This is a genomic window from Dolichospermum sp. UHCC 0260, from assembly GCF_009711985.1.
Lineage (GTDB): Bacteria > Cyanobacteriota > Cyanobacteriia > Cyanobacteriales > Nostocaceae > Dolichospermum > Dolichospermum lemmermannii.
On sequence record NZ_VIKZ01000068.1, the window covers coordinates 15,287 to 20,062 of the forward strand.

Below are 4,776 nucleotides of genomic sequence, written 5' to 3' on the forward strand. Positions count from 1 at the left end.
ACAACAGACTAACTACGTTGTAACTGAATTATGTTTGATGCACTATCTGACCGTTTAGAATCCGCCTGGAAAAAACTGCGAGGACAGGATAAAATCTCCCAATCCAATATACAAGACGCTTTGCGGGAAGTGCGTCGGGCTTTATTGGAAGCAGATGTTAACCTCCAGGTAGTCAAAGATTTTATTAGCGAAGTCGAAACCAAAGCCCAGGGGGCTGAAGTTATCGCTGGTGTACGTCCTGACCAACAATTCATCAAAATTGTTTATGATGAATTAGTGCAGGTGATGGGGGAAGAAAATGTTCCCCTCGCAGAAGTTGCGGGGAAAACCACCGTTGTGTTAATGGCTGGTTTGCAAGGAACCGGTAAAACCACAGCCACCGCTAAATTAGCTTTGCATTTACGCAAACAAGACCGTAGTTGCTTATTAGTGGCTACAGACATCTATCGTCCCGCAGCTATTGACCAATTAATTACCCTTGGTAAGCAAATTGATGTCCCCGTATTTGAACTGGGAATTGCAGCAGACCCCGTAGAAATTGCCCGTCAAGGTGTGGAACGCGCCAGAGCCGAAGGCATAAATACAGTAATTATTGATACTGCCGGACGCTTGCAAATAGATGAAGATATGATGGCGGAATTAGCCCGCATCAAAGAAGTAGTCCAGCCCGATGAAACCCTGTTAGTTGTGGATGCAATGACCGGGCAAGAGGCAGCAAATCTGACTCGCACCTTCCATAACCAAATCGGCATTACTGGGGCAATACTGACCAAAATGGATGGGGATAGCCGAGGTGGTGCGGCGTTGTCAGTGCGGCAAATTTCCGGTGCGCCGATTAAATTTGTGGGTGTGGGGGAAAAAGTCGAGGCTCTACAACCGTTTTATCCTGACCGCATGGCTTCGCGGATTTTGGGCATGGGGGATGTTCTTACTTTAGTAGAAAAAGCCCAAGAAGAGATAGATTTGGCAGATGCAGAGCAAATGCAGGAGAAAATCCTGTCAGCAAAATTTGATTTTACTGACTTTCTCAAGCAAATGCGGTTGTTGAAAAACATGGGTTCTTTGGGCGGAATTATGAAGATGATTCCGGGCATGAACAAGCTTTCTGAGGATCAGTTAAAGCAGGGAGAAACCCAGCTAAAACGCTGTGAAGCTATGATCAATTCCATGACGGGCAAAGAACGCCGTGATCCAGATTTATTATCAAGTTCTCCCAGTCGTCGCCGCCGCATAGCTTCTGGTTCTGGGTATAGAGAAGCGGATGTAAGCAAACTGGTAGCGGACTTCCAAAAAATGCGATCGCTCATGCAGCAAATGGGACAGGGTGGCATTCCCGGTATGGGAGGAATGTTTGGCGGTGGAAATCCTTTAGCAGCAGGTGGTAATCGTCCTTCACCCGGCTGGCGTGGCTACCCCGGTGGCGCACCACCAGCGAAGAAAAAGAAGGAGAAAAAGAAAAAAGGTTTTGGGACTCTTTAGTTTAAAAAACTAGATCCCCGACTTCTTAAAGAAGTCGGGGATCTGAAAATTAACACCAAATACGACCACGACGAAAAGGTTTATCAGGTTCAGTTTGTTGGGCTTTTTGTTTAGCCATTTCTTGTGACCAAAAACCATAATCTTCCAAACCAGTAGATAATAATTTACGTTCAATTTCTGCTGGTGGGTTAGGTTCTAGTTCGCTAGAATTTGCGGGGGTTTTCTTTTGTTTACTCATAATATTGATAACTCCTAAATTACACAACTGCAAGAAGATTTAATTTGCTGATAACTACGATTTTGAAATGCAGCGGGGTCATTATAATTAGCACCATGTAATAAATCCATACGAATGCTAACTAAGTCCTCGACTCTACCATGAATGACATCAACAGACCGATGAGGATAAATAATATCTGGTCTTTTTACCGGAGGGGAAAGTTTGGGTAATCTCATAATCAATTTTAGATTGTAGGTTGGGTTGACGTATGTTACCCAACATTAAAAAACTCAACATGATTTCTCGTTTCTCGTTCCCATACTCCGTATGGGAATGAATTCTAGAAGGCTCTGCCTTCTATTAAGGGAACACCAAAAAATAAATTACCTAATTTTGTGGGATGGGCATCCTGCCCGTCCTTGATGATTAGCGGGCAAGATGCCCGCACCACAAGAAATTTTTGGGTATTTTTTTAATTGGAAGTCCCTAAAGCAGAGTCAGAGCCTCTGTAGTCGCATTCCCAGTCAGAGACTGGGAACGAGATAACGAGATAAAAGACTTTGTTGGGTTGCGCTGTTGCTTAACCCAACCTACCACTATTAATAAGGAGTAGACCAAGAACGGACTTCGCCCAAAGTAACAGGAATAATATCACTCACATCAATTGTAAACCGGAATAGCTTCTTGGCCCGACGACTATTTTCAGGGTCAAAGAACTTCAATTTTACATCCCAACAATCGCTATCTAAACGACAGAAAGGACTTTTCTCTACAGTAATACTATCCAACTCCATACCTGTAGCCACAGCTTCCGCAAAGGTGGAAGCCGCTTGAAAGGCATTCGTAGAGGCAAAATTCAACGCCCTATCTTGGGAAGTTGTCCCTAAATTCCGTAAATCATAATAAATACGGCTGAGGAAACTACCCAAGGTCCGACGAATAGACTCTTCTTGGGCTTCTGAAGCTTGTGCTTGCACTGTCTGAATAGCAGCTTGAACTAAAGTATTCACCTTCCAACCATAAAGTCCGCGAGTGTTGGGAACTTCAATTACTGGCACAACTTGACCAGAAAATAGTTTCACACTGCGTCCTGATAAAATACCGGGAATACTGACTCTCTCTACATAATTCTCGCTGTCTTCTGCTTGAATTTGTCCTGATAATAATTGTTGTAAAATAGCATAGACATCTCTGGCAAAAGCACCACCTGGTTCAATTGCATAGACAGGAGTTAATTCTAAATTCAATGTCCAAATTAAAGACTTAGCCTCAGAAAGATTATCTCCTAAATAATCTACCATCTGCCGCGCATCATAAGGGTTAGCGGGAATCGCTGTTCCGTCTATTTGTACTCCCGGCATTAATTGTTTAAAAGAGTCTCTTCTGGCTTCTGAACCAAAATCGTAACCCAGTGTACCTAAAGCATACACTAAGTTAACTTGAGCGAGGTCGCTGGGCGCTTGACTAGCAGTAATGTAATTAGATGTACGATTTGACATGGTAGTAAATTGAGAATTGGATGAATTTGTTAAAGGTGCGGAAGTTGTCACAGCAGGAACTACTGGGAAAAATTCAGGGGGTATAAATTCTTCCGGGCTGGGTTCTGGTTCAGCACTATTTGTAATCTCTGCACAACCGCAACCAGCAGCTTCAATACTGTCAACGGTTTCTACTGTATCTAATTCTTCGGACATTGTTCCTCCTGTAAAATATTGCAATGCACCAGAAATATTTAATTTACCTAATAAACAGCGACTAATATCGTCTGTATCCTTATCTGTGCAAGGTATAGCAGTTTCTAATAAAACCGCTCTCACCTTAGCGGGGTCGGGTGTTTCACCACGCTGAACTTGCAGACTTAGGAGTAAAGCAGCGACACCGGAAACAATGGGAGTAGCAAAGCTAGTACCACTGAGTTTTTGTGTCCCTCCCCCCGGTTTTGCCCCTAAAATGTGTTCTCCCGGTGCAAGAATGCCTTGGTTTTGATATTTTTCCCCCCAGTTACTAAAGTCTATGGGTTTACCTTGGTCATTCATTGCCCCTACTGCTAATACGGTGGGTAAAGATGCGGGAACGTGCAAACATTCGCAACCATCGTTACCAGCAGCAGCCACAATTAAAACATTGTGATCTTTGCATAGTTGCACAGCCCTATCTAACCAGCCTTCTGCTTCACCATTATCAGTGAGTTGTCCAGCACTGACATTGATAATATGCGCTCCAGCATTGACGGCTTGTTCTATGGCGCGAGCTAGGTCTAGTTGAGAAAGTTTCTTATTATTATCACCAAAAATAGGGACGATTAACCCTCGACATTGGGGAGCAATTCCCCGTAATTCTGAGGAATTATGTTGACCAAATATGATGCTTGCTACATGAGTTCCATGTCCAGACATAGATCCATTAGCTGTCGCTTCTCCCTGAATAAGTGTTGGCAATCTTGTTAAATTTGCTGCATTTAAGCAATCATGAGATTGATCAACCAATCCGTCGAGTATAGCTACACATATTTGTGAATCACCCTGTGTCAAGTTCCATAATTCCTGGATTTCCGTTTTAATTGAGGATTTTGGCATTTAATTTGTTAATTATCTGCTTAAACATCTATTTTGCGCCATAAATATATATTTTATGACATTTTTATTACGATTGTGCTTCTAGAACACAAAAGTAATTGTTATATTATTCGGCTGAAATGTCAACTCAATTTACATATTTTAACGGATATAATTTTTTCTTATGTCAAAAAAAAAACGGTTTTGGTAAGTGGTTATTTTCTCCTTTGCTGTGGATGAAAATCAGTATTTACAAATACTTGACGGGAGGAGATAGTGATTTCCGCTTCACGGAAATATCAAGCAAACAGGAGTGTTAACAACCTGATTTACTATAAGTAATTTTTATTAATAAGGTCTTGCGTTGAATCATAATTGGCTGTACTATCAGAATCAGGGTAGCTTCACTTAGCCTACTGATTAGTAATTGCACTTTTTATCATCTCATGGTAAGTAGTTGCATTGATTATTCTGAAAAATTCACATTAGTTAATACTAAAACTCTACCTCTCCCTAACCCTC

The 4,776-nt window shown here is 42.0% G+C and carries 4 protein-coding genes; 1 reads left to right on the forward strand and 3 read right to left on the reverse strand.

The window, feature by feature from the left end:
• The first annotated feature begins 30 nt into the window (after window positions 1-30).
• The gene (ffh, locus tag FJR08_RS20395) at window positions 31-1,479 is read left to right on the forward strand and encodes a signal recognition particle protein (protein WP_015081396.1); all 1,449 of its coding nucleotides are present in this window, start codon (window positions 31-33) and stop codon (window positions 1,477-1,479) included.
• A gap of 49 nt (window positions 1,480-1,528) precedes the next feature.
• On the opposite strand, the gene FJR08_RS20400 is transcribed toward ffh, so the two are convergent.
• The 3 genes from FJR08_RS20400 to FJR08_RS20410 all read right to left on the reverse strand — a co-directional run bounded on the left by FJR08_RS20400 (window position 1,529) and on the right by FJR08_RS20410 (window position 4,275).
• Window positions 1,529-1,717: a cyanobactin biosynthesis PatC/TenC/TruC family protein gene (locus FJR08_RS20400; RefSeq protein ID WP_174783180.1), complete on the reverse strand. Its 189-nt coding sequence runs from the start codon at window positions 1,715-1,717 to the stop codon at window positions 1,529-1,531.
• A 14-nt stretch (window positions 1,718-1,731) separates the two neighbouring features.
• The gene (locus FJR08_RS20405; protein WP_015081394.1) at window positions 1,732-1,935 is read right to left on the reverse strand and encodes a cyanobactin biosynthesis system PatB/AcyB/McaB family protein; all 204 of its coding nucleotides are present in this window, start codon (window positions 1,933-1,935) and stop codon (window positions 1,732-1,734) included.
• A 363-nt stretch (window positions 1,936-2,298) separates the two neighbouring features.
• Entirely contained in the window at window positions 2,299-4,275 is a 1,977-nt protein-coding gene (locus FJR08_RS20410; RefSeq protein WP_168634367.1) for a PatA/PatG family cyanobactin maturation protease, read from the reverse strand.
• Window positions 4,276-4,776: the final 501 nt, after the last annotated feature.

What these genes read in the sequence shown, in the direction of transcription:
- ffh (WP_015081396.1), top strand. Translation starts at nt 31, where the DNA reads ATGTTTGATGCACTATCTGACCGTTTAGAATCCGCCTGGAAAAAACTG.
- FJR08_RS20405 (WP_015081394.1), bottom strand. Translation starts at nt 1,935, where the DNA reads ATGAGATTACCCAAACTTTCCCCTCCGGTAAAAAGACCAGATATTATT.
- FJR08_RS20400 (WP_174783180.1), bottom strand. Translation starts at nt 1,717, where the DNA reads ATGAGTAAACAAAAGAAAACCCCCGCAAATTCTAGCGAACTAGAACCT.
- FJR08_RS20410 (WP_168634367.1), bottom strand. Translation starts at nt 4,275, where the DNA reads ATGCCAAAATCCTCAATTAAAACGGAAATCCAGGAATTATGGAACTTG.